Source organism: Nonomuraea sp. NPDC047529 (assembly GCF_040642995.1).
Taxonomy (GTDB): domain Bacteria; phylum Actinomycetota; class Actinomycetes; order Streptosporangiales; family Streptosporangiaceae; genus Nonomuraea.
Genome location: NZ_JBEYTJ010000003.1, coordinates 330,170 through 354,775, shown reverse-complemented (window position 1 = coordinate 354,775; position 24,606 = coordinate 330,170). Strand labels below are relative to the sequence as shown.

Genomic DNA, 24,606 nt, shown 5'->3' with positions numbered 1-24,606 from the left:
ACCCGCATTCTCATCCCCCGTACCCCGTGGGGGACGGGACGGCGGGCCGTCAGGACTCGCGCATCGGGATGCGCACGCCGCGGGCCTCGGCCACCTGGGCGGCCTCGTCGTAGCCCGCGTCCACGTGCCGCATCACGCCCGTGCCGGGGTCGTTGGTGAGCACGCGGTTGAGCTTCTCCCCGGCCAGCGCGGTGCCGTCGGCGACCGTGACCTGACCGGCGTGGATGGAACGCCCGATCCCCACGCCGCCGCCGTGGTGGATGGACACCCAGGCCGCGCCGGAGGCGGTGTTGAGCATGGCGTTGAGCAGCGGCCAGTCGGCGATCGCGTCCGAGCCGTCGGCCATGGCCTCGGTCTCCCGGTACGGCGAGGCCACCGACCCGCTGTCGAGGTGGTCGCGGCCGATCACGATCGGCGCCCGGAGCTCGCCGGAGGCCACCATGTCGTTGAACCGCTCGCCCGCGACGTTGCGCTCGCCGTAGCCGAGCCAGCAGATGCGCGCGGGCAGCCCCTGGAAGTGCACCTTCTCGCCGGCCTGCGCGATCCACCTGGCCAGCGGCTCGTTGTCGGGGAACAGCTCCAGGATCGCGCGGTCGGTGGCGGCGATGTCGGCCGGGTCGCCGCTCAGCGCGGCCCACCGGAACGGCCCCTTGCCCTCGCAGAACAGCGGCCTGATGTACGCCGGCACGAACCCGGGGAAGTCGAAGGCCCGCGAGTAGCCGGCGAGCTGGGCCTCGCCGCGGATGGAGTTGCCGTAGTCGAACACCTCGGCGCCGGCGTCCTTGAAGCCGACCATGGCCTCGACGTGCCGGGCCATCGACGTGCGCGCCCGCTCGGTGAAACCGGCCGGGTCCTTGTCCCGTTCGGCGGACATGTCCTCGAAGGCGACGCCGAGCGGCAGGTACATCAGCGGGTCGTGCGCGGACGTCTGGTCGGTGACGATGTCGATCTCGGCGCCCGCGGCCAGCAGCTCGGGCAGCGCCTCGGCGGCGTTGGCCACGACGCCGATGGACAGCGGGCGGCGCGCGTCGCGGGCCTCGTAGGCCAGTCGCAGCGCCTCCTCCAGGCTGTCGGCCTGCACGTCGAGGTAGCGGTGCTCGATGCGGCGGGTGACCGAGCGGGGGTCGCAGTCGATGCAGATCGCGACGCCGCCGTTCATGGTGACGGCCAGCGGCTGGGCGCCGCCCATGCCGCCGAGGCCGGCCGTGAGGGTGATCGTGCCGGCCAGCGTGCCGCCGAACCGCTTCGCGGCCACCGCGGCGAACGTCTCGTACGTGCCCTGGAGGATGCCCTGGGTGCCGATGTAGATCCACGAACCGGCGGTCATCTGGCCGTACATGGTGAGGCCGGCGGCCTCCAGGCGGCGGAACTCCTCCCAGTTGGCCCAGTCGGGGACCAGGTTGGAGTTGGCGATGAGCACCCGGGGGGCCCATTCGTGGGTGCGGAACACGCCTACCGGGCGGCCCGACTGGACCAGCAGCGTCTCGTCGCCCTCCAGGGTGGTCAGGGTCCTGACCATCGCGTCGAAGGAGGGCCAGTCGCGGGCGGCCCTGCCCGAGCCGCCGTAGACGACCAGCTGCTCGGGGTGCTCGGCGACCTCGGGGTCCAGGTTGTTCTGGAGCATGCGGAGCGCCGCCTCCTGCGGCCACCCCTTCGCGGTGATCGTGGTGCCTCGCGGTGCGCGCACGCTGCGGCTCATGGTGACCCTCCTGAATGAACACATTCACCTTTGTCACCCGAAGACTACGGTGGACCGCGTCCAGCGGTCCACCGCAGGCAGCGGAGTCTGCGCCTACGGTCCCTCCGTCCAGCGGTCCACCGCAGGCAGCGGAGTCTGCGCCTACGGTCCCTCCGTCCAGCGGTCCACCGCAGGCAGCGGAGTCTGCGCGTACCCCTAGCTCACGAGGAACTGGGTGGCGGCGAGTTCGCGGTAGAGGTCGTCGCCTGCCACCAGTTCGGCGTGGGTGCCGATCGCCCGTACGCCGCCCGCCTCCATCACCACGATCCGGTCGGCGTTCGTCACGGTGGACAGCCGGTGGGCGATGACCAGCACCGTCGTCTCGGCCGCCACCTCGGCGATGACCTCGCGCAGCCGCAGCTCGTTGACCGCGTCGAGCTGCGAGGTGGCCTCGTCGAGCAGCAGCAGCCTGGGCCTGCGCAGCAGCGCCCTGGCGATGGCGACCCGCTGCCGCTCGCCGCCGGACAGCAGCACGCCGCGGTGGCCCACCGCCGTGTCGAGCCCTTCGGGCAGCCGGGCGACCAGGTCGTCGAGCCGGGTGCGGGTGATGGCGCGGCGCAGCTCGTCCTCGGTGGCGTCCTGGGCGGCGAAGAGCAGGTTCTCCCGCAGCGTGCCGGCCAGGACGGGGGCGTCCTGCTCGACGTAGCCGAGCGCGGCCCGCAGCTCGCCGAGCGGCCAGTCGCGGATGTCGCGGCCGCCGATCGCGATCAGGCCGTCCTGGTGCTCGTAGAAGCGTTCGAGCAGGGCGAACACCGTGGACTTACCGGCGCCCGACGGCCCGACCAGCGCCGTCAGCCCGCCCGCGGGCACGTCGAAGGTGACGCCGTCGTGCACGGTGGGACGGTCGTCGCCGTACCGGAAGACGACGTCCTCGAAGCGGAGGCCCACCGGCGTGCTGTCGGCCGGGACGGTGACGCCGACCGGCTCGCCGGGCAGGTCCTCGATCTCCTTGATGCGCCGCATGGCGGCCAGCCCGTTCTGGAGCTGGACCGCGCCCTGGACGAGCTGCCCGATCGGCGGCACCAGGTAGAACAGGTAGAGCAGGAACGCGATCAGGGACGAGACCTCCAGCACGCCCGACGCGACCCGCGACCCGCCGACGGCCAGCACGCACAGGAAGGCGATCTGCACGGCCATCCAGGTCGCCACGCCGGCCAGCGACGTCCATCCGGCCACCTGGAGCCCGCGGTCGCGGGCGCGCTCGGCCGCCTCGCCGACGACGGCGATCTCCCGTTCCTCCGCGCCGCTGGCCTTGACCGTCCGGTACGCCTGAAGCGCCCGGTCCAGCACGGCCCCCATCTCGCCGACGGCCTCCTGTGCCTGCGTCTGCGCCCGCTGGATCTTCGGCATGATGAGCGCGACCAGGCCGCCGATCACCACCACGACGAGCAGCGTGACCAGCAGCAGCACGCCGTCCATGGTGGCCATCATGATGATCGCGCCGACCAGCATGAACACCGCGCTGACCGACTCCACGATCCCGTTGGTCAGCACCGCGCGCAGCAGCGTGGTGTCGCTCGTCACCCGCGACATCAGGTCGCCGGGCTTGAGCCGGTCGACGTCGGCCACCCTGAGCCGGAGCATCCGGTCGACGAGCCTGCGCCGGGCCCCGAGGACGACGCCCTCGCCGGTGCGTTCCATCAGGTAGGTGCCCCCGGCCGAGACGACGGCCCCGACGAGCACCGCCACGGTCAGGCCTAACAGCGGCGCGGCCAGCGATCGATCCTCGCCGAAGGCGTCCACGACGTACTTGGCCAGCAGGGGCATCGCGAGCCCCGCCACCGAGCCGATCAACCCGAGCAGACCGCCCGCGACCAGGACTTTCCGGTGCGGCCGAAGGTAGGCCAGCAGCTCCTTGAGCACCCCAACTCCCCTCACGACATTTCTCGAAATTTCCCAACGAACGGGACGGCGCAATCCGCACCGCCGCGACAGGGTCAACTTAGATTGACGACCTAAGTATGTCAACTTTCGTTGACGCCTCCTCCTTGAGAAGGAGAAGAACCCGACCTCCACAGAACGAGGCCCGGCTCGCTCGGCGGCGCTGTGGGGGCCGTTCGTCCTCCTCTGGCGTCGGCGGCCGGGCAGCCCTATAGTCATGTCCATGAGTAGTCATCGTCTTGAGCATCCCTGATGGCGCTGCGGCACGCCGTGCTGGCGGCGCTGCTCGACGGCGAGTACAGCGGCTACCAGCTCACCAAGGTCTTCGACGTGGGCGTCTCCAACTTCTGGTACGCCGCCCCCCAGCAGCTCTACGCCGAGCTGACGAAGCTGGAGTCCGACGGCCTGGTCACCGGCCGGGAGGTGGTCCAGCGCGGCCGTCCGAACAAACGCCTGTTCTCGGTCACGCAGGCGGGCCTCGACGAGCTGGCCGCCTTCGCCGCGTCCCCGGCCAAGCCGTTGCTCCTCCGCGACGACCTGGCCGTCAAGGTCCACGCGGCCGACCGGCTCGACCCGGCGCCGCTGATCGCCCAGCTCCTCGACCGCGCCGAGGAGGCCGCCGCCAGGCTCGCGTTCTTCGAGAAGACCCTGCTGCGCCTGCGCGGCGACCTGGACGAGGAGTCGTTTCTGCGCGAGGGCGAGCACGTCGGCCCGTACCTGTCCTGCCTGGGCGGCTGCCGCCTGGAGCGGGAGATGCGCGACTGGTGCCTGAGCACCGCCAGGACACTCGGCGAGCGCGCCGCCCGCACCACAGAGGAGATGCCGTGACCTACACCCGTTATGTCGCGCTCGGCGACAGCCAGACCGAGGGCCTCGGCGACGGCGACGACGTCCTCGGCCATCGCGGCTGGGCCGACCGGCTCGCCGAGCACCTGGCCCGCGACAATCCCGCCCTGCTCTACGCCAACCTCGCCGTGCGCGGCCGGGTGGCCGCCCAGATCCGGGCCGAGCAACTCCCCGTCGCGCTGGAGCTCCGTCCCGATCTGGCCACGGTCATGGCGGGCATGAACGACATCATCCGTCCCGGTTTCGACGCCGCCCGCGTCGCGGCCGACCTGGAGCACATGTTCGCGGCGCTGACCGGGGCGGGCGCCCGGGTGGTGACGGTGACGTTCCCCGACATCGGCAGGATCGCGCCCTTGGCCAGGCCGCTGCTGCCGCGCGTGCTCGACCTCAACGCCCGTGTCCGCGAGGCCGCCGCCCGGCACGGCGTGACGCTGGTGGACACCTTCCCCGACACGGCGGTGACCGACGCGCGGCTGTGGAGCTCCGACCGGCTGCACGCCAGCCCGGCCGGGCACGCCAGGTTCGCCGCGGCGGTGGCGTACGCGCTGGAGCTGCCCGGCAGCGACGACACCTGGAGCCTTCCGCTCCCCGTGCTTCCCACGCCCGGCCGGCTGCGCACGGCGGCGGCGGAGGTGCGCTGGCTGGGCTCGTTCGCGGGTCCGTGGATCGCCCGGCGGATGCGGGGGCGTTCGTCGGGCGACGGCCGGGTGTGCAAGCGCCCGGGGCTCGCGCCCGTGCCGGATCAGTCGATCTCGGGCAGGTCGGGGTCGTCGTAGTCGGCGTCGCCGTCGTCGGCCCTGCGCAGCTTGATGTCCTCGGCCCATGCCCGCGCGCAGGCACGGACGTCGGCGATGTGCCGTTCGTCCAGGCCGTGGGCCTCGAAGCGTTCGTCGCTCATGAGCTCGACGAACTCCAGCCGCATGAGCAGTTCCCGCGGGGAGAAGTCGTCGAGGTGGGCGGCGGCCAGGCGTTCGAGGTCGCGGAAGGAGAACTCCTGTGCCGCCGCGGCCGCGTCGGCGACGTCGGCCGGGAGCCCTCTCTCGTGCAGGTCGCGCACCCGCAGCCCGATCACGTCCGCCGCGCCCGCCACCGGCAGGCCGTCGCACACGACCGGGGGCTCGCGCAGCGCCTCGCGGGTGAGGACGATCTCGCCGTTCCGGCCGGTGGAGGCGTCCTCGACGGTCAGGCGGGCCGCCCACGGGGTGCTCTCGGCGACCTCCGCGAGCACGCCGCCGGCGCGCAGCGCGGCCACGACGTCGTCGGCGACGGCCGGGAGCGGTTGTCCGGCGGCGGTCACCAGCTCGATCCGCTCGACCAGGCGGTCGGTGAAGCCGAGGGCGCGCAGGGCGTGGCCGCCCGCGAGCAGCAGCCCGTGCCGCTCGCCGGCCGGCGACAGGGCCCGCAGCAGGCGCTCGGGGAACGGCGGTAAACGCATCAGAGCGGAGTCCGGGGCGCACGCGGTGTCATGGATCAAGTATGCCGACGGCCGCGCCGGGTGGAGGGCAGGTCGTGCCGCCCCGACAGGAACTCCTGGAACGCGATCTTGGCCCTGATGACCGGCCGCCGCCAGCGTTCCTCACGGTGGACGGCGGTGGCGAGCTTGCGGGGCGAGCGTCCGCCGCGGAAGAACCAGCGGGCCCACGGGGAGCCGGGTCGCGCCAGGCGGACGGCGCCCACCAGGAGCAGCAAGGGCAGGAACAGCCCCGCCATCCCGGTCCAGATCTTGCCCTTGAGCAGCGTGATCACCGCCAGCGCGAGGTTGCCCACGATCAGCACCGCCGGGTTGACGGGCGTGCCGTAGTCCCAGGTCAGGGGGCGCAGGCCGATGAGGAGCAGGCCGGTCACGGCGACGGCGATGAAGACGGCGTCCACCGAGGTGCGCCCTTCCTCCTCCCAGTAGACGTCGTGCAGGTGCAGGATCAGCGCGAACTCGTCGAGCACCAGGGCCGAGCCGACGCCGAACACGCAGGCGGCGACCACCTGCCCGACCTGCGAGGCGCCGTTGACGATGAGCCCCGACACGCCCCCGACGAGCATGAGCACGACGCCGAACACGACGTGGTGGATGTGCATCTCGCCCACGTTGACGTTGCGGAACCAGCCGAGCTTGGCCCTGATCAGGCGGACGTTGATGCGGGTGGCGATGAAGGCCACGATGAGCATGACGAAGTAGCAGAACAGCGGCAGCCGTCCCGTGGCGACGATGTTGCTCTGGAACCAGTTCCCCATGACCTTCGAAGTCGATGGTACGAGCCGGAAGAGCGTTGTATGTCCCCCGTGTGGGCGTTCATGACGCGGCTCTCGCCTGGAGGGCCCGTTCGTAGCCGTCGATGACGAGCTGCCGCCTGAGGTTGTCGCGTACCTGCTCGAAGGGGGGCGCGCCGGGGCCGACCGTGCGGGCGTACTGGGCGCGCAGCCGGCGTTCGGACAGGTCCAGGGCGGCCGCGTGCAGTTTGGCGAGCGCCGAGTCCAGCTCGGCGGCCCGTACCCGGGCGTAGGTGTACTGGTCGTAGGACGGGACGCCGGGGATCGGGCGGCCGGAGCGCGCGGCCGCGGCGCGGCGGGCGTTCTCGGCGGCCAGCTCGCGCTGGAACCCCTGCTCGCCGACGTCGGTGAGCAGGCCCGCCTCGCGGGCCCAGATCCGCCGCGCCTTGTCCAGTACGGCGGCCCGCACCGCCCTGTCCCTGAGCCGCCGCGCCGGGGTGACGCCGTCACGGGGACGGTCCCAGAAACCCGGACCGAGCCCCTGGGCGGCGAACTCGGAGATCACCTCGGCGCGGACGGTCTCGGCCGCCCTCAGCACCTCGGCCCCGCTCACCGGCTCCCCCTCGAACGTGACGACCGTGTCCCCGGGACGCATCCCGAGCACCTCGGCCACGTCCGCGGACGCCGCCCGCGCGGGAACGCCGCCTTCGGCCTCCTCCCCGGACCTCGCGACGCCGACGACGAGCACGCCGACGAGCACCCCGGCCAGGGCGAGAGCCGCCCACAGGACCCGCCGCGCCGGGAACCTCGGGCGCGCATCGGACGCCCGTCGCGGGCGGGCGGTGACCGGGGTGCTCGTCATGGCGTCAGCTCGCGATCTTCATGTCGAAGACGTGGAACCCGGCGTTCGCCAGCGGGCTGCCGGCCGGGAAGGTCACCGTGGCGACCGTCCTGGACGCGTCGAGCGGCACCGCGTAGCCGAACACCGACACGCCCGACTCGCGCGTCTGCCCGGTGGCCGGGTTCTTGTAGCTGGTCTGCGTCATGTTGTGGTAGTCGGCGCGGGCCACGAGCACGCCTCCGGCGGGCGCGGTCGCGTCCCACTGGTCGCCGAACCGCACGGTCTTCTCCTCGACCGTCCCGTCGGTGTAGGCGACCTTGAACACGCCCTCGCGCGCCTTCAGCCCACCGGCCCCGAGCAGGACCAGCCTGGCGCCCTGCCCGGACAGCGCGACCGTCTGCCCGGCGGCCTTGACGTTGTCCGTCATGCCGTACGGGCGCCGATGCCAGACGAAGTCGGCGCCGAGCACGTTCACGGTCCCGCCCGGTGTCAGGCCCGCCTTCTCCAGCCCCTGGCCGGAGTAGCTGCGGCCGCTGGTGGAGAAGCCGCCGACGTTGGGGTTGAGGTCGGAGCTGACCGCGACGTTGTTGTACGCCTCCTCGACCGACCCGAACACGACCGGCGCGGCGGCGGGCCCGTTGTAGGCCCCGCGCGAGACGGTTCCGGCGACCTGGTTGCCGAAGTAGTCGCGCTCGCCGAGGCCGTCCACGACCGCGCCGGAGGCGAGTGCGGGCGAGCCTTCGAGCAGCTTGTAGCCGTCCACGTCGGTGGCGCCGTCGGCGGTGCCGGGGGCGGCGAGCCCGGGGTCGGCCGTGACCGCGCGGGCGTCCGCCGCCGGTATGGTCACGCCGCCGTGGTAGACGTTGGAGTCGTAGCCGATGCCGGGGGCCGAGGGCAGCGTGCCGGACGGCGCGTAGAAGATGTTGTTGACGATCTTCGAGTTCCCGGTGGGCACGGCCACGTCGAGCTTCTGCGACGGGCAGAAGAACGTGTTGTTGTACAACCACAGCGGGCTGGTGTTGTCGCCGGAGGCGTTGCCCGCGATGCGGCAGTCGTCCTGGGCGATGTTGAACCGCAGGATGGCCGTGGCCTTGTAGTTCGGGAACTCGGTGCAGCTCTGGCAGCCCAGGTAGAAGCCGCCGGCGTTGTCGTGCGAGTAGTTGTACTGGTAGACGCACGAGCCCTTGATGCCGCCGTCGCAGTCCCAGGCCGTGGAGTCGAAGATGGTGGGCCGCTGGCGGGTCACCTCGTTGTACTGAAATACCGGGTCAACCGAGTTGATCGGCCACATTCCCGCGAAATTTCCGTCTACGTACGGGTATTTCCCGGCGCCGCCCTCGTCGAACAGGTTGTGCTCCACCAGTGGCCGGTCCGAGGCGTGCACCACGATGCCGTCGCCGCCCACCGCGCGGATGGTGTTGCGGGCGATGAGCACGTTCCGGTGGTAGTCGGTGCCCTTGCGACTGATCTTGATGCCGCCGCCGCCCGTGTCGTGCACGTAGTTGCCGGTGATCGTGATGCCGTCCAGGTAGCCGACCCGCCCTTCGGGCAGCGCCTGGATGCTGATGCCGGCCGAGTAGGAGAACCAGGAGCCGTTCGTCCCGGTCTTGTTGCCCCAGCCCGCGACGTCGGAGACCTCCAGGTCCCGCAGGACCAGCCCGGCCTTCGGCTCGGGGGTGGTGGAGTTGTACTGCACGCCGGTCCGCTTGGCCGTGGTGGCCGCCGGGTTGGTGATGTGCAGCTTCTCCAGCGTCACGTAGCTGTTGTCCACCAGGTGGACGGCCCACTCGCCGCCGTCGCCCTGGATGATCGGCTTGGGGCCCTCGCCGTAGGAGGTGAAGACGACGGGGTGCGCGGCCGTGCCGGAGCCGACGGGTTCGAGCCGGCCCGCGCAGACGGTCCCGGCCCTGAACTTGATCGTGTCCTTCTCGCGGAAGGTGATGGCGTTGACGGCGTCCAGGCTGTTCAGCGGTCCGGCGGCATGACGCCCCGAGCCGCCGTCCGGCGCCTGGCAGTCGACGAAGAAGTTCCTGGCGGCGGCCGCTTCCGCGGGGGTGGCGACCAGTCCGGCCGCCACGACCAGGGCCGCGACTAACTGAAGACGCATGTTTCCTCTCCGGGGGGTGTTCAGGCGAAACGGGAAGCAGAGGGTTCAGGCGGAACGGGAGAGCGTGGCCGGCTCGACGCCGTGCTCGAACGGCAGCCCGCGGGCGTGCCGGGCCAGCTCGTCGAGCGCGAGGTCGGCCATCCTGGCCAGCTCGCCGCCCAGCGAGCCGGCGATGTGCGGCGTGACGAGCACGTTCGGCAGGTCGTACAGGGGGGACCCGGCGGGCAGGAACTCCGGCTCGGTGTGGTCGAGCACCGCGTACAGCCGGCCGGTCACCAGCTCGGCGACGAGCGCGTCCTGGTCGACCAGGGCGGCCCGCGCGGTGTTGATCAGCGTGGCGCCGTCGCGCATGGCGGCCAGCCGGCGCGCGTCGATCAGGTGGCGGGTCTCCGGCAGGTCGGGCGCGTGCAGGCTGACCACGTCGGAGCGGGCGACCAGCTCGTCCAGCTCGACCCTGCGCGCCCCCAGGTCCTCCCCCAGGTACGGATCGCTGACCAGCACCTCGAAGTCGAACGGCCGCAGGAGCTCGATCACCCGCCGCCCGATCCTGGACGCCCCCACGACCCCGACGACCCGCCGGTAGTTGCCGAAGCCGGGGAAGCGGGCGTCCCAGTCGTCGTTGGCCCGCCGGGCGCGGTAGGCGCGGGCGATGTCGACCACCCGCTTGTTCGCGAACAGGATCGACGCGAGCGTGAACTCGGCCACCGGCTCGGCGTTGGCCGCGGCGGCCGAGGAGACCGTGATGCCGCGCTCCCAGCAGGCGTCGGTGACGTGGTGCTTGACCGAGCCCGCCGCGTGCACGATCGCGCGCAGCCGCGGCGCGCGGGCGAGCACTTCGGCGGTCACCGGCGGGCAGCCCCACGAGGTGAACAGCACCTCGGTCCGCGACAGGTCGGCGTCGTCGAACGCGGCGACCTCGGCCCGGACGTCGGCCAGCCGGTCGAGGCGGGCCCGCACCTCGCCGGTGAGCATGCGCCCGGCGACCTCCGCGGCCATGGCGACGACGGTCACCGGCTTGTTCATGTTCTCCCCCGAGAGCTCGTTCACTTGACGCTGCCCGCCGTCATCCCGGCCTTCCAGAAGCGCTGCAGGGACACGAACACCAGCAGCAGGGGCACCACGGACAGCAGGGACCCGGTGATCACGAGGCTGTGGAACTCGGGGAAGGCGTGGCCCTGCTTCTCCCAGCCGTACAGGCCGAGGCTGAGCGGGTAGAGCCGCTGGTCGCTCAGCATGACCAGGGGCAGGAAGAAGTTGTTCCAGATGGCGGTGAACTGGAACAGGAAGATCGTCACGTACGCCGGCAGCAGCATGGGCAGCGCCACGGACGCGAACGTGCGCAGCTCGCCGGCCCCGTCGGACCTGGCCGCCTCCAGCACCTCGCCGGGCACGTACCCGGACGACAGCACCCGCGCCAGGTAGACCCCGAACGGATGGACCAGCACGGGCACGAACACCGACCAGAACGTGTTCACCACCCCGACCTTGGAGGCCAGCAGGTACAGCGGCACGGCGGTGGCGGTGGTCGGCACCAGCACGCCGAGCAGCACCAGCCCGAACATCTTCTCCTTGGCGAACCAGGAGTACTTGTCGAAGGCGTAGCCGCACATCACGGTGACGAACGAGCTGACCGCCGCGCCGAGACCGGCGTACAGGACGCTGTTGAGGTACCAGCGGAAGAAGACGCCGTCGCCCTCCCGTGCGACCGCCCTGATGTTCTCGAACAGGTTGAAGCCGGCGAAGGAGAAGCCGGGCGTCGAGTACAGGTCGGACAGCGACTTGGTGGAGGCGAACAGCAGCCACGTCAGCGGCAGCAGCGTGTAGAGGGCGGAGATGATCAGCAGCACGTTGACCGTGGCGCGGGACATCCACTTCACCGGCGGTTCCCCCACTTCGTGACGGCGTAGGACAGCACGGCGGCGAGCAGCGCGAGCAGGATGGAGGCCGCGCCGGCCTGGCCGTAGTCGTTGTTGCCGAACGCCTCGTTGTAGGCGTACATGTTGGGCGTCCAGGTGCTGACCACGCCGTCGCTGACGTTGTCGAGCACCATCGGCTCGGTGAACAGCTGCAGCGAGCCGATGATCGTGAACAGCACGGTGGTGACCACGGCGCCGCGGATCAGCGGCACCTTGACCTGGAGCGCGACGCGCAGCGGGCCCGCGCCGTCCATCCTGGCCGCCTCGACCACCTCGGCCGGGATGGCCTGGAGCGCCGCGAAGTAGATGATCATGTTGTAGCCCACCCACTCCCACAGCGCGATGTTGACCACCGAGCCGAGCACGTGGTCGCCGCCGAGGAAGTCGACGTCGCCGAGCAGGTCCACGATGGGGCTGATGCCGGGCAGGTACAGGTAGAGCCAGATCAGCCCGGCGATCACGCCGGGCACGATGTGCGGCATGAACAGCGCGAGCTGGAAGAACTTGCCCAGCCTGGCCAGCCCGGAGTCGAGCAGCAGCGCCAGCGCGAGCGCGCCGCCGATCATCAGCGGGATGTACAGCACGCAGTAGCCGAGGATGACCAGGAAGCCGTCGGTGAACGCGGAGTCCCTGAGCGTGTCCAGGTAGTTGCCGAGCCCGACGAACACGGTCTCCGCGCCGCCGAAGCCCAGCCCCGACGACTTCTCGCTGAACAGGCTGAGGTAGACCGCGTAGGCCAGCGGGGCCACGATGACGGCCGCGAACAGCGCGAAGAACGGCCCGACGAACAGCAGGATCGCCCCCCGCCGCCGCCACCCTTCGCCGCCGCGACCGCTTCCTGCTGGAGGAGTCACAAGCTGCCTTTCGGTGGGTCGCGGCGGAGCCGGCGCTCCGCCGCGCGCGTCGTGCTACTGCTGGGCGACGTTGAGGCCGCGGCTCTTGATCTCGCCGACGGTGGCGGTCTGCGCGGTGTCCAGCACGCCGGGGATGGTGGTCTCGCCGCTGCCGACCTTGCCGAGCGCGTCCTTGAAGGTGGTCAGCGTCTGCACCATGCTCGGGCCCCACGTCCAGCCGGGCTGGACCGTCTTGTACGACTCCGAGAACAGCGCGTAGATGTCCTGGCCGCCGTAGAAGGAGGCGTCGAAGCTCTTGGCCGCGACCGGCACGAGGTCGGCGATGGCCGGGAAGCCGCTGGAGGTGCCCGAGGACAGGCGGGCGGTCCACGCCTCCTCCGAGCCGGTCAGCCACTTGACGACCTCGACGGCCGCCTTGGCGTTCTTCGACCCCTTGCTGACGCCGAACGTGGTGCCGCCGAGCATGCCGCTGGCCGGGGTGCCCCAGTTCGGGATCGGCGCGATGGCCCACTTGCCGGACTGGCCGGCGTGGTTGCCCTTCATGACGCCCGCGCCCCAGTTGGCCCCGACGTAGCCCCAGAGGGTGTCGTCCTCGAAGGCGGCGTTCCACTCCTGGCTGAAGGACGGCTGGACCTTCAGCAGGTCGTCCTTGACCAGGCCCTGCCAGTAGTCGGCGACCTTCTTGCTGGGCTCGTCGTTGATCGTCACCTTCCAGGCGTCGCCCTCGGTGCCGAACCACTTGCCGCCCGCCTGCCACGACAGCGCGGCCAGCACGCTCGGGTCGTCGGGGAAGAAGGTCGCGATGCGCGACTTCTCGTCGGCCTTCTTGACCTTCTCGGCGGCGGCGCGGAAGTCGTCCCAGGTCTTCGGGACCTCGATCTTGTTCTTCTCGAACAGGTCCTTGCGGTAGAAGAACACCTGCGGGGCGGCGTCCATGGGCAGCGCCCACGCCTTGCCGCCCAGCTCGACCAGGCTGAAGACCTCGGCCGGGTACTTGGACTTGACGTCGGCCACGTCGGCCGAGATGTCCTGGAGGGCGCCCTGGTTCACGAAGTCGGGGAGCTGCGGGTACTCCACGGACATGACGTCGGGGGCGTTGCCGGCCTTGACGGCGTTGGAGAACTTGGCGTAGCCGCCCGCGTTGCCCGAGGGGATCTCCTGGTACTTGATCTGCACGTCCTGGTGCGACTTGTTGAAGGCGTCCACGACCTGCTGGGTGCCCTTCGCCCAGCCCCAGAACGTCACCTGGACGGGCTTGCCCGCCTCACCCGCGGGCTGCGCCGGCTCCGTGCTGCCGCACGCGGCGGCGAGCAGGCTCATACCGGCCAGCAGTCCGGCAATGCCGGCGCTCTTGCGTCCCATCGATGGCTCCTCATCGCTTTCGATCGATAAGGCATCATTCGCTCAGACTCGATCGGTTGTCTAGAGAGAGGCCACAAATCGATCAATAACGAAATGGATGCGTAACTTATGGGCGCGGCGCGACCGTGGACTCCCGGACCCTCAGCTCGGGCAGCAGCGCCACGTGCTGGGCAGGGCGCCGCGGGCCCTCCTGGATCCGGCTCACCAGCAGGTCGACGGCACAGCGGCCGACCGCGGCCTTGGGGGGCGCGACGGCCGTGAGCGGGGGGTCGCTGAGCGCCGCCACCTCGTCATCGTAGGCGACCAGCGACACCTCTTCGGGAATGCGCACCCCGGCCGCCCGCAGGTGCTGGACCAGCAGCAACGCGTCCTCGTCGTTGTGCACGAGCATCGCGGTGACCCCGCCCCTGATCGCCGCGACCACGTCGGCCACCTGCTCACGCGAGGGCCCCTCCTGCGCGACGTCGAGATGGACGGGCTCGTCCAGCCCCAGATCTCGGACGGCGGCGAGGAAGCCGTGCCGCACCCGCGGGGCCGTCGGGCTGTCGCGCGACACCATGGCCAGCCGCCGGTGCCCGAGCCCGGCCAGGTGCCGCGCGCCGAGGAAGGCCCCATGGGCGTGATGGGAGGCCGCCGCGTCCAGCAGGGAGGCGGGTCCGCCCAGCTCGGCCCGCCGTTCGACGAGCACGGCCGGCACGCCCAGCTCGGCCAGCCAGTGCTCGTGCGAGGCGTCCGGCTGCCTGCTCGGGGTCAGCAGGAGGCCCTCGATGCCGCCGTCCACGAGCTGCCTGACCTGGGTGCGGTCCTCGTCGTCGTCATAGCGCGAGACGCCCAGGACGAGCCGGGCGCCCAGACGTTCGGCCTGCTCGCGGGCGCCCTTGATGACCGCCGGGTAGTAGTAGGTGGCCGAGGGCACCAGCATGCCGAGGGTCAGCGAGCGCTCCCGGGCCGGCGCGGGCACGGACTCGGGCCGGGTGATGCCGCCGTGCACGCGGTTGACCAGGCCCTGCCCGGCCAGATGCTCGACGTCCCTGCGCAGGGTGACCATCGAGACGTTGAGCCGGTCGACCAGCTCGGCCAGGCGTACGGAACCGCGCTCGCGCACCTCGCGCAGGATCAGTTCATGACGTTGTTCGGCGAACACCGCGACTCCTTCTGACTCGACCCTACGATCCTACCGGGAAGTGCTTTCGTTTTTGAACGGATGCTTTCGTTCGATCAGGATGCTAAGGTCCCGCCGGAGACCGGACGTCCCTTTGGAGTGCCGCATGTTCCCGCTTCCGCCGGAGGATCGAACGCTCAGCCCGTACACCGGCTGGACCCGCGCCCACTGGGAGGCGGTGGCCGACGGGCTGCTGGCCGCGGTGGAACCGTACCGCTCCGCGGACGGCGCCGTGATCAACCTGCCGGGGCGCGAGAGCTGGTCACGCTGCGACGGCCTGGAGGGGTTCGCGCGCACCTTCCTGCTCGCCGCCTTCCGCGTGGCCGGCGGCGGCCCCGAGGAACTGCTCGCCCCCTACGCGCGCGGCCTGGAGTCCGGCCCCGGCGTCTGGCAGCCCGTCGAGGACCGCACCCAGCCCATGGTCGAGGCCGCCTCGATCGCCCTGTCCCTCTGGCTGACCCGCGAGCGCCTGTGGGACCGGCTGCCCCCCGCCACCCGCGAACGCGTCGCCGCCTACCTCGCCGAGGCCCTGCGTCACGAGCCGGTGGACAACAACTGGTGGCTGTTCCCCGCCATGGTGGGCGGCTTCCTGTCGGCCGCCGGCCGGCACACGGAGGAGGCCGACGCGGCGGTCGAACGCGGCCTGGCCCGCATCGAGCCCTGGTACGCCGGCGACGGCTGGTACGCCGACGGCGACAACCGCTCCTTCGACCACTACAACGGCTGGGCCATGCACCTCTACCCGGCCCTGCTGGCCCACCTGTCGGGCCGCCTGTCCGGCCACGGCTCCCCCGGCCCCCGCCTGCGCCGCTTCCTGGAGAGCTACGCGCTCACCTTCGACCAGGACGGCGGCATGCTCCACCAGGGACGCTCGCTCACCTACCGCTTCGCCTCGGCCACCTCGCTCTTCGCGGGGGCGCTGCTGGACGCCACGCCGCTGTCCCCCGGCCAGACCCGCCGAATCGCCTCGGGCGTCCTGCGCCGCTTCCTCGACGCGGGCGCGCTGTCCGCCGAGGGGCTGCTCACGCTCGGCTGGCACGGCCCCCACGAGCCCTCGTTGCAGTCCTACTCCGGTTCGGCGTCCCCGTACTGGGCCTCGAAGGCGTTCCTCGGGCTGCTGCTGCCGGCCGACCACCCGGTCTGGACGTCCCCCGAGGAGCCCGGCCCCACCGGCCTGGCCGCGCTGCCCGGCCCCGGCCTGGTCGTCCAGAACACCGGTGACGTCGCCCGCCTGCTCAACCACGGCAGCCAGCACCACCCCGGCGATCCCCTGTACGACCGCTACGCCTACTCCACCCGCACCGCCCCGACCGTCCGTGTCCCCGACAACCACTTCGGCCTGGTCCGCCCGGACGGCACGGTCACCGGGCGCGGCACGATCACGCCCCGGGGCGCGGGCTCGGCGGGCGACCTGGCGTGGGCCGCTTCGGCGGGCGACGGCGTGGAGAGCCTGAGCGTGATCAGGGGGGCGGTCGAGGTGCGCGTCCATCGGGTCGCCCCGGGCTCGCCGGTCCGGCAGACCGGCTGGGCGCTCGTCGCGGACCCGGCCGACGGGCCCGGCGCCCGCGTCCGGGACGGCGACGGGCTGGTCTCCGAGCTGGTCGCGGTCTGCGGCTACAGCCGGGCCTACGTCGCCGACGACCCCGAGGGCAACGCCTTAGGGACGCCGGCGCGGGTGCCCGTCCTGGAGGGGGTCGCGGAGGACGGCTGGGCGGTCAGCGCGGCCGTCCTGGGCGACGGCTCGGCCGGCGTCCCGTCGGCGTCGGTGACCGATGACGGCATCACGCTGACCTGGCCCGACGGGACGCACCACGCCTTCCCCGTCCGCGAACCGGGCGGCGACACCGCCTGACGGTCCCGCCGAGGCGGCCCGCCGGTCAGGACAGGAAGGCGCGCAGGAGTGCCGCCGTGCCCTCCAGGTGCTCGGCCATCGCCCGGCGGGCCGCGTCCGGGTCGCCGGCCAGGACGGCGTCCACGATGGCCCGGTGCTGGACGGCCGCGTGCTCGATGTTCACCTGGAGCATCGGGATCATGTTCAGCAGGTCGCTCACCCGGGAGCGGGCGTCGGCGCACGTGGTGGCGAGCAGCGTCGAGCCGGTCAGCTCGGCGATCGACAGGTGGAAGGCCGTGTCGAGGCGCCGGTAGTCCTCCAGCGGCGCCTCGTTCAGCTCGGTCAGCCGGCGCAGCAGCACCTCCCGCTTGCCGGGGGTGAGCTCGGAGGTGGCCAGCACCTGCGCCGCCCCGCACTCGACCGCCAGCCGGAAGGTGAGCGCGTCGGACAGCTCGGCCATGCCCATGTCGGCCACCGCCTGCCGCAGGTCGCCCGCGTCGGGCCGGGGCGGCACGTAGGTGACGAACGCGCCGCCGTACCGGCCGCGCCGCACGTCGAGGTAGCCCGCGTCCTGCAGGGCGCGGATGGCCTCGCGCAGGGTGACCCTGCTGATGCCCAGCCGCACGGCGAGCTCGCGCTCGGGCGGCAGCTTGTCGCCGTACGCCACCACGCCCAGTTTGATCGCCTGGAGCAGCCGTTCCACGGTCTCCTCGAAGGCGTTTCCCGCCCTCACCGGGCGGAGCACTGTCATCAAACGCGCCGAATCGTCCAAGGTGTCCTCAGGTCTTGACAAGCGATCCCGGCATGCACATCAATGGTCTGAGACTAGCCCAATCAACGGGAAAGCGCTTCAGACGAGATCGGAGCGACCTAGGGTGAGCGAACCAGCGGGCAACGGATTCCTGTCCGTCGAGGAACTGCGGGGCGAGGCCGCGATCGGGCGGATCGACACGGTGCTGCTCGCCATCGCCGACATGCAGGGCAGGTTGCAGGGCAAACGGCTCTCCGCCCGCTACTTCCTGGACGAGGTGCTGCACCACGGCTCCGAGGGATGCAACTACCTGCTCGCGGTCGACGTGGACATGAACACCGTCTCGGGCTACGACATGTCCTCCTGGGATCGGGGCTACGGCGACTTCGCGATGAAGCCCGACCTGTCCACCCTGCGCCGGGTCCCCTGGCAGGACGGCACCGCCCTGGTCATGGCCGACCTGGCCTGGGAGGAGGGCGGCGAGGTCACCGCCTCACCGCGCCAGATCCTGCGCCGCCAGCTCGCCCGCCTGGCCGACCGGGGGCTGGCCGCGTACGTGGGCACCGAGCTGGAGTTCGTCGTCTACGACGACAGCTACGAGGAGGCCTGGCGGCGCGCCTACCGCGACCTGACCCCCGCCAACCTCTACAACGTCGACTACTCCCTCCTCGGCACCGCCCGCGTCGAGCCGCTGCTCCGGCGCATCAGGCGCGACATGGAGGGCGCCGGCATGTACGTCGAGTCGGCCAAGGGCGAGTGCAACCTCGGCCAGCACGAGATCGCCTTCCGCTTCGACGAGGCGCTGCGCACCTGCGACAACCACTCGATCTACAAGAACGGCGCCAAGGAGATCGCCGCCCAGGAGGGCCGTTCGATCACCTTCATGGCCAAGCCGAACCAGCGCGAGGGCAACTCCTGCCACATCCACATCTCGCTGCGCGGCCCCGACGGCGACCCCGCGATGGCGGGCGAGGGGCCGTACGGGCTCTCGCCGCTCGGCGCGCGGTTCATCGCCGGGCAGCTCGCCCACCTGCGCGAACTCACCCTGCTGTACGCGCCCAACGTCAACTCCTACAAGCGTTACGTGCCGGGCAGCTTCGCGCCGACCGCCGTCAAGTGGGGCGTCGACAACCGCACCTGCTCCCTGCGGCTGGTGGGCCACGGCCCGTCGCTGCGGGTGGAGAACCGGGTGCCGGGCGGGGACGTCAACCCGTACCTGGCGGTGGCGGCGCTGATCGCGGCCGGGCTGGACGGCATCGACCGGGAGCTCACGCTGGAGGACGCCTTCGAGGGCAACGCCTACGACTCCGGCGCCGAGACCGTGCCGCACACGCTGCGGGACGCGCTCGCGCTGTTCGAGGGGTCGAAGCTGGCCAGGGAGTCGTTCGGCGACGACGTGGTCGAGCACTACGCGAACAACGCGCGCGTGGAGCTGGCCGCCTTCGACGCGGCGGTGACGGACTGGGAGCTGTTCCGTGGTTTCGAGCGAATGTGACGGCAGGCATGAGGATCGTTAATCCGGCGACGGAAGAAGTCGTCGCCGAGGTCGAGATGGCCGACGCGGCCGAGGTCGACCGGGCGGTGGAGCGGGCCGCGAAGGCGTACCGGAGCTGGCGGGAGGTGGCGCCGGGCGACCGGGCGCGGCTGCTGCGCCGCTTCGCCGACCTGGTGGACGCCCACGGCGAGGAGCTGGCCCGGCTGGAGCTGGACAACGCCGGGCACCCGATCGGCAACGCGCGCTGGGCGGCCGGGGCCGTCCGCGACGTGCTGCACTTCTACGCCGCCGCCCCCGAGCGCAACCACGGCAAGCAGATCCCCGTGCCCGGCGGCGTGGACATCACCTTCCAGGAGCCGCTGGGCGTGGTGGGCGTGATCGTGCCGTGGAACTTCCCGATGCTGATCATGTCGTGGGGCGTCGCCCCGGCGCTGGCGGCGGGCAACACCGTGATCGTCAAGCCGGCGGAGTGGACCCCGCTCACGGCGCTGAGGCTGGCCGAGCTGGCCCTGGCGGCGGGCCTGCCCGAGGGGGTGCTCCAGGTGCTGCCCGGCGAGGGAGAGGTCGCCGGGGCGCGGCTGGTCGAGCATCCCGGCGTGGCCAAGATCGTGTTCACCGGGTCGACCGAGGTGGGCAAGGAGATCGCCGCGAAGGCGGCGGCGCAGGTCAAGCGGGTGACGCTGGAACTGGGCGGCAAGTCCGCAAATATCGTCTTTGCTGACTCGGATCTCGAAAAAGCGGCAAAAACTGCTCCTTATGCGGTCTTCGACAACTCCGGCCAGGACTGCTGCGCCCGCTCGCGCATCCTCGTCCAGGCCGAGGTGTACGACGAGTTCCTGGAACGCCTGTCGGCGGCGGTGCGCGGCGTCAAGGTCGGCGACCCGCTCGACGAGTCCACCGAGATGGGCCCGCTGATCAGCGCCGAGCACCTGGAACGGGTCCGGGGCTTCGTCGAGGGCACGCCCTACCTCCAGGGCGACTGCCCGCAGGGCAAGGGCTACTGGTTCCCGCCGACCGTACTGACCTCGAAGGTCACCGACCGCGCCTTCACCGAGGAGATCTTCGGCCCGGTCGTGTCGGTGGTGCCGTTCGCCGACGAGGCCGAGGCCGTGCGCATCGCCAACGACACCCCGTACGGGCTGAGCGGGTCCATCTGGACGCGCGACGTCGGGCGGGCGCTGCGGGTGGCCCGCGCGGTCGAGTCGGGCGCCCTGTCGGTGAACTCGCACTCCTCCGTGCGCTACTGGACCCCGTTCGGCGGCTTCAAACAGTCCGGACTCGGCCGCGAGCTCGGCCCGGACGCCCTGACGGCCTTCACCGAGACCAAGAACGTCTTCATCTCATGGGAGTGAACCTGACGCAGTGAGCGGAGTGAAGGGCTGAGGAACGAAGCACTTCGCGAAGCGAATGAGGAAGGTGAACGACCAATCGGGCAGGGAGTGAACCTGACGCAGTGAGCGGAGTGAAGGGCTGAGGAACGAAGCACTTCGCGAAGCGAATGAGGAAGGTGAACGACCAATCGGGCAGGGAGTGAACCTGACGCAGTGAGCGGAGTGAAGGGCTGAGGAACGAAGCACTTCGCGAAGCGAATGAGGAAGGTGAACGACCAATCGGACAGGAAGTGAACACAGTGCAGCGATTGCAGGACCGGGTGGCCGTCATCACCGGGGCGGGCAGTGGCATCGGGCTGGCCACGGCGCGCAGGTTCGCGCACGAGGGCGCGAAGGTCGTCTGCGTCGACATCGACGAGGACGCGGGCGCCAAGGCGGCCGGCGAGGTCGGCGGCCTCTTCGTCAAGGCCGACGTGACCAGCGAGGACGACGTCGTCCGGATGTTCGCCACGGCCCACGAGACCTACGGCAGCGTGGACATCGCCTTCAACAACGCCGGCATCTCGCCGCCCGACGACGACTCGATCCTGGAGACCGGCCTCGACGCCTGGCGCCGCGTCCAGGAGGTCAACCTGACCAGCGTCTACCTGTGCTGCAAGCACGCCATCCCGTACATGCGGCGGCAGGGCAAGGGCTCGATCATCAACACCGCGTCGTTCGTGGCGGTGATGGGGTCGGCCACGTCGCAGATCTCGTACACGGCCTCCAAGGGCGGCGTGCTGGCGATGTCGCGCGAGCTGGGCGTGCAGTTCGCCCGCGAGGGCATCCGGGTCAACGCGCTGTGCCCGGGGCCGGTGAACACGCCGCTGCTGCAGGAGCTGTTCGCCAAGGACCCCGAGCGGGCCCAGCGGCGGCTGGTGCACGTCCCCGTGGGCCGCTTCGCCGAGGCGTCGGAGATCGCCGCCGCCGTGGCGTTCCTGGCCAGCGACGACGCCTCCTTCATCACGGGGGCCGAGTTCCTGGTGGACGGCGGCATCTCCGGCGCGTACGTGACGCCGCTGTGACCCGTCCGGTCATCGGGATCACGACGTACGTGGAGCCCGCCCGGTTCACCGTGTGGGACCTGCCCGTCGCGCTCCTGCCGTACATGTACGTCGAGAAGGTCGTCCAGGCCGGCGGGCAGCCCGTGCTGCTGCCGCCGGCCGGCGACCCCGCCCAGGTCGTGGGCCGGCTCGACGGTCTCGTCCTGGCCGGCGGCGGCGACGTGGACCCCGCCAGGTACGGCCGGGCCCCGCACGAGCGCACCGGCTACGTCCGGGAGTTCCGGGACGAGGCCGAGTTCGCCCTCCTGTCGGCGGCCCTGGAGGCGGGGCTGCCGTTCCTGGGCATCTGCCGGGGCCTCCAGGTGCTCAACGTGCTGCTCGGCGGCACCCTGCACCAGCACCTGCCCGACGTGACCGGGCACACCGGCCACGCCCCCACGCCTGGGGAATTCGGCCACCTGCCGGTCACGCCCGTCCCCGGCAGCCGCCTGGCCGAGGCGCTCGGCACGGACCCGGTGACGGTCCCGCACTACCACCACCAGGCCGTCGACGATCTCGCCCCCGGGCTCACGGTCACCGCCACGGCCGGCGACGGGACGATCGAGGCGGTGGAGCTCGGCTCCGAGGGGTTCGCGGTGGCGGTCCAGTGGCATCCGGAGGCGGGCGACGGCCTGGCGCTCTTCGAGGCGTTCACGGCGGCCTGCTGAGCCCCCTACTGGAAAGCTTCTTTACCTTTTCTGCGGCCTGAAACGGCACGAAATCCCAGCTCAGGGGGCCATATCACCGCGTTATAGGAAACTTGTTGGGTACCGGGTCGCGCCATCCCGGTGTCACCCTGTGTTCATCCCCAGCCGGCCGGGGCTCTTCCACTCCACACCCCCCTGAGGAGCCAGAGAGTGAACCCCAAACTCAGGTTGGGGGCTGCCGCAATGCTCGCGCTAGCCCTGACCACCAGCTCGCTGGTGGGCGCCACGAGCGCCACAGCCCAAGCGTCGCAGGTGGCCGATCCTCCCACCGCCGACGACCGCAGGAACGCGATCGCCACCGCACACAACGCGATCCAGGCCGACTCGGCGGCATTGCTGGCATCCGAGCAGGACACGTTCACGCTGACGTCGACCGTCGAAGGCGTCCGCGGTCTGCAGTACCTGACCTACGCCCGTAAGCACGCGGGCCTGCCCGTGTACGGCGGCGAAGTGGTCGTCACCACGGACGCGTCCGGCGCGGTGGTCGACACGGTCACCACCGGACAGCGCACGAAGATCGGGATCGGCACGAAGGCGAAGGTGACCGCCGCCCAGGCCGCGGTGACGGCCAGGGCCAAGGTGGCCAGGGTCGAGACCGTCGCCACGCCCGTGCTGTCCGTCCACGCCACCACGACGGCCCCGCGCCTGGCCTGGGAGGTCCTGGTCACCGGCGCCAACGCCACCGGCCACGAGAGCAAGCTCCACGTCTACGTGGACGCCCTCACCGGCAAGGTCATCGACGAGTGGGACGAGGTGCGCGACGGCACCGGCAACAGCTACTACGTCGGCACCGTGACCATCGACACCAGCCCCTCGTACACGATGCGCGACCCCCGCAGGAGCGGCGTGGCGTGCGGCGGCCAGAACGGCTCGCCGTACACGAAGACCACCGACACCTGGGGGAACGGCTCGGGCACGAACCTGGAGACCGCCTGCGTCGACGCCCTGTACGCCGCGCAGCGCGAATGGGACATGCTGAGCGCCTGGCTCGGCCGCAACGGCATCAACGGCCAGGGCGGCGGTTACCCGGCCCGCGTCGGCCTGGCCGACGTCAACGCCTACTGGAACGGCCAGTACGGCTCCTTCGGCCACAACTCCGCCAACTCCCAGCAGCTCACGTCGATGGACGTCGTCGGCCACGAGTTCGGCCACGGCATCTTCCAGTTCACCAGCGGCGGCTCCGGCAGCGGCAACGAGACCGGCGGCATGAACGAGTCCACCGGCGACATCTTCGGCGCGCTGACCGAGGCGTACGCCAACAACCCGAACGACCCGCCGGACTACCTGGTCGGCGAGGAGGTCAACCTCTCCGGGTCCGGGCCGATCCGCAACATGTACAACCCGTCGGCCCTGAGCCACCCCAACTGCTACAGCACCTCCATCCCGAACACCGAGGTGCACGCGGCGGCCGGCCCGCAGAACCACTGGTTCTACCTCGTGGCCGAGGGCACCAACCCCTCGGGCAAGCCCGCGAGCACCCGGTGCGACAACGGCGCCGCGATCACCGGCATCGGCATCCGCAAGGCCGGTGAGGTGTTCATGTCCGCGCTGAACAACAAGACCCAGCCGTGGACGCACGCCAAGGCCAGGGTCGCCACCCTCCAGGCCGCCAAGACCCTGTACCCGGGCAGCTGCACCGAGTTCAACGTGGTCAAGAACGCCTGGGACGGCGTCAGCGTCCGGGCCCAGTCCGGCGAGCCGACCTGCACCCAGGGCAGCAACGACTTCTCGGTCAACCTGAACCCGGCCTCCGGCAGCGTCACGCCGGGCCAGAGCACCACGACCACGGTCAGCACCACCGTGACCGGCGGCTCGGCGCAGTCGATCACCCTGCGGACCGGCACCCTGCCGGCCGGCGTGACCGCCTCGTTCAGCCCGGCCACGATCACCGCCGGTCAGAGCTCCACGCTGACGATCAGCACCTCGGCGAGCAGCCCGCAGGGCAGCCACTCCATCGCGATCACGGCCGACGGCACCGACGTCGACCGGCAGGCCACCTACAACCTGCAGATCGGGCAGAGCTCGCCGAACGACTACTCCTTCGGCGTGACCCCGTCGTCGGCCTCGGTCCAGGCCGGTCAGTCGGCCACCGCCACGGTCAGCACGCAGGTCACCGCCGGTCAGGCGCAGAGCATCGCCCTGTCGGCGAGCAACGTGCCCTCGGGCGTGACGGTCAGCTTCAGCCCGTCCACGATCACCGCCGGGCAGTCGTCCACGGTGACGTTCGCGACCACGAGCGGTGTGACGCCCAGCACGTACACGATCAGCCTGAACGCCGACGGCGCGAGCGCCGACCACTCGGCCTCCTTCAGCCTGACGGTGGGCGGCGGCCAGGGCACCACGTGGCAGACCTACACGGCCTACACGGCCGGGCAGACCGTCACCTACCAGGGCGTCAGCTACCGCTGCCTCCAGGCGCACACCAGCCTGCCGGGCTGGGAGCCGCCCAACACCCCTGCCCTCTGGCAGCCGGTCTAAGTCGCACGACCTGGGCGGC

At 71.3% G+C, this 24,606-nt stretch carries 20 protein-coding genes; 8 read left to right on the top strand and 12 right to left on the bottom strand.

Annotation, left to right across the window (positions count from 1 at the left end; genetic code table 11):
- Nucleotides 1-49: 49 nt before the first annotated feature.
- The gene (hutU, locus tag ABZ815_RS08170) at nucleotides 50-1,699 is read right to left on the bottom strand and encodes a urocanate hydratase (RefSeq protein WP_357695291.1); all 1,650 of its coding nucleotides are present in this window, start codon (nucleotides 1,697-1,699) and stop codon (nucleotides 50-52) included.
- A 195-nt stretch (nucleotides 1,700-1,894) separates the two neighbouring features.
- Nucleotides 1,895-3,616 (bottom strand): ABC transporter ATP-binding protein, encoded by a 1,722-nt coding sequence (locus tag ABZ815_RS08165; RefSeq protein ID WP_357695290.1) that lies wholly within the window; start codon nucleotides 3,614-3,616, stop codon nucleotides 1,895-1,897.
- A gap of 255 nt (nucleotides 3,617-3,871) precedes the next feature.
- Between ABZ815_RS08165 and ABZ815_RS08160 the strand changes: the two genes are divergently transcribed.
- Complete coding sequence (locus tag ABZ815_RS08160; protein ID WP_357695288.1) at nucleotides 3,872-4,447, top strand: PadR family transcriptional regulator; 576 nt, start codon at nucleotides 3,872-3,874, stop codon at nucleotides 4,445-4,447.
- Complete coding sequence (locus ABZ815_RS08155) at nucleotides 4,444-5,241, top strand: SGNH/GDSL hydrolase family protein (RefSeq protein ID WP_357695287.1); 798 nt, start codon at nucleotides 4,444-4,446, stop codon at nucleotides 5,239-5,241. Before ABZ815_RS08160 ends, ABZ815_RS08155 begins: the two co-directional genes overlap by 4 nt.
- On the opposite strand, the gene ABZ815_RS08150 is transcribed toward ABZ815_RS08155, so the two are convergent.
- From ABZ815_RS08150 to ABZ815_RS08110, 9 genes are all read right to left on the bottom strand, one after another.
- Entirely contained in the window at nucleotides 5,208-5,900 is a 693-nt protein-coding gene (locus ABZ815_RS08150; protein ID WP_357695285.1) for a hypothetical protein, read from the bottom strand. The genes ABZ815_RS08155 and ABZ815_RS08150 overlap by 34 nt on opposite strands.
- A gap of 35 nt (nucleotides 5,901-5,935) precedes the next feature.
- Nucleotides 5,936-6,694, bottom strand: coding sequence for a hypothetical protein (locus ABZ815_RS08145; protein WP_357695283.1), 759 nt, complete (start codon nucleotides 6,692-6,694; stop codon nucleotides 5,936-5,938).
- A gap of 58 nt (nucleotides 6,695-6,752) precedes the next feature.
- Nucleotides 6,753-7,532, bottom strand: a complete 780-nt coding sequence (locus ABZ815_RS08140; RefSeq protein WP_357695281.1) for a hypothetical protein — start codon at nucleotides 7,530-7,532, stop codon at nucleotides 6,753-6,755.
- Between the two features lie 4 nt (nucleotides 7,533-7,536).
- Entirely contained in the window at nucleotides 7,537-9,618 is a 2,082-nt protein-coding gene (locus ABZ815_RS08135) for a right-handed parallel beta-helix repeat-containing protein (RefSeq protein ID WP_357695279.1), read from the bottom strand.
- Nucleotides 9,619-9,663: 45 nt separating this feature from the next.
- Nucleotides 9,664-10,665 carry a hydroxyacid dehydrogenase gene (locus tag ABZ815_RS08130; RefSeq protein ID WP_357695277.1) on the bottom strand — a complete coding sequence of 334 codons (1,002 nt, stop codon included), beginning with the start codon at nucleotides 10,663-10,665 and terminating at the stop codon, nucleotides 9,664-9,666.
- Nucleotides 10,662-11,486, bottom strand: coding sequence for a carbohydrate ABC transporter permease (locus tag ABZ815_RS08125; protein WP_357695420.1), 825 nt, complete (start codon nucleotides 11,484-11,486; stop codon nucleotides 10,662-10,664). The genes ABZ815_RS08130 and ABZ815_RS08125 overlap by 4 nt, the downstream gene beginning before the upstream one ends.
- Nucleotides 11,487-11,491: 5 nt before the next feature.
- On the bottom strand, nucleotides 11,492-12,388 hold the full coding sequence (locus ABZ815_RS08120; protein ID WP_357695275.1) for a sugar ABC transporter permease: 897 nt from the start codon (nucleotides 12,386-12,388) through the stop codon (nucleotides 11,492-11,494).
- A 54-nt stretch (nucleotides 12,389-12,442) separates the two neighbouring features.
- Nucleotides 12,443-13,750, bottom strand: coding sequence for an extracellular solute-binding protein (locus tag ABZ815_RS08115; protein ID WP_357695273.1), 1,308 nt, complete (start codon nucleotides 13,748-13,750; stop codon nucleotides 12,443-12,445).
- A gap of 106 nt (nucleotides 13,751-13,856) precedes the next feature.
- The gene (locus tag ABZ815_RS08110; protein ID WP_357695271.1) at nucleotides 13,857-14,894 is read right to left on the bottom strand and encodes a substrate-binding domain-containing protein; all 1,038 of its coding nucleotides are present in this window, start codon (nucleotides 14,892-14,894) and stop codon (nucleotides 13,857-13,859) included.
- Between the two features lie 124 nt (nucleotides 14,895-15,018).
- Here ABZ815_RS08110 and ABZ815_RS08105 point away from each other — a divergent pair, with 124 nt between their 5' ends.
- Entirely contained in the window at nucleotides 15,019-16,764 is a 1,746-nt protein-coding gene (locus ABZ815_RS08105) for a DUF2264 domain-containing protein (protein ID WP_357695270.1), read from the top strand.
- 25 nt (nucleotides 16,765-16,789) lie between these two features.
- Here ABZ815_RS08105 and ABZ815_RS08100 read toward each other — a convergent pair whose 3' ends face one another.
- Complete coding sequence (locus ABZ815_RS08100; protein WP_357695268.1) at nucleotides 16,790-17,494, bottom strand: FCD domain-containing protein; 705 nt, start codon at nucleotides 17,492-17,494, stop codon at nucleotides 16,790-16,792.
- A gap of 124 nt (nucleotides 17,495-17,618) precedes the next feature.
- Between ABZ815_RS08100 and ABZ815_RS08095 the strand changes: the two genes are divergently transcribed.
- From ABZ815_RS08095 to ABZ815_RS08075, 5 genes are all read left to right on the top strand, one after another.
- Nucleotides 17,619-18,989: a glutamine synthetase family protein gene (locus ABZ815_RS08095; RefSeq protein WP_357695266.1), complete on the top strand. Its 1,371-nt coding sequence runs from the start codon at nucleotides 17,619-17,621 to the stop codon at nucleotides 18,987-18,989.
- Between the two features lie 8 nt (nucleotides 18,990-18,997).
- Entirely contained in the window at nucleotides 18,998-20,341 is a 1,344-nt protein-coding gene (locus ABZ815_RS08090) for an aldehyde dehydrogenase family protein (protein ID WP_357695264.1), read from the top strand.
- 278 nt (nucleotides 20,342-20,619) lie between these two features.
- On the top strand, nucleotides 20,620-21,384 hold the full coding sequence (locus ABZ815_RS08085) for a 3-oxoacyl-ACP reductase (protein ID WP_357695263.1): 765 nt from the start codon (nucleotides 20,620-20,622) through the stop codon (nucleotides 21,382-21,384).
- Complete coding sequence (locus tag ABZ815_RS08080; RefSeq protein ID WP_357695261.1) at nucleotides 21,381-22,070, top strand: gamma-glutamyl-gamma-aminobutyrate hydrolase family protein; 690 nt, start codon at nucleotides 21,381-21,383, stop codon at nucleotides 22,068-22,070. The genes ABZ815_RS08085 and ABZ815_RS08080 overlap by 4 nt, the downstream gene beginning before the upstream one ends.
- A gap of 222 nt (nucleotides 22,071-22,292) precedes the next feature.
- Complete coding sequence (locus tag ABZ815_RS08075; protein WP_357695259.1) at nucleotides 22,293-24,587, top strand: M4 family metallopeptidase; 2,295 nt, start codon at nucleotides 22,293-22,295, stop codon at nucleotides 24,585-24,587.
- Nucleotides 24,588-24,606 lie beyond the last annotated feature (19 nt).